The organism is Penaeicola halotolerans, assembly GCF_016464625.1.
GTDB classification, from domain to species: domain Bacteria; phylum Bacteroidota; class Bacteroidia; order Cytophagales; family Cyclobacteriaceae; genus Penaeicola; species Penaeicola halotolerans.
Window position 1 is genome coordinate 1 of record NZ_JAEAGO010000194.1, and the last position, 240, is coordinate 240.

A 240-nucleotide genomic window follows, 5' to 3' on the forward strand; every position below is an offset into this window, starting at 1 on the left:
CTATTCATCTAGCCAAGCATTTATAAATCATTTCCACTTGCCAAGTGAAGGCAGGCTGAGTTTGTATCTGTCAGCAAAGAGTCTGATCGTAATGATTAAACTCATCGAAGCGAGTAGGTTAAAATTACGCGTCACTTCAAAGTTGTGTAAAGTGATGTAAAGTATTGCTCCTGTTAGACATGCTGTGGCATAGATTTCTTTTCTAAAGATGATCGGCATCTCGTCGGTCAAAGTATCTCG

1 protein-coding gene is annotated in these 240 nt (G+C 39.6%); it reads right to left on the reverse strand.

Annotation, left to right across the window (positions count from 1 at the left end; translation table 11 throughout):
* Positions 1 to 27: 27 nt before the first annotated feature.
* Positions 28 to 240 (reverse strand): TRIC cation channel family protein (locus tag I5349_RS14015; protein ID WP_226391388.1); only part of this gene is annotated, 213 nt, incomplete at its 5' end.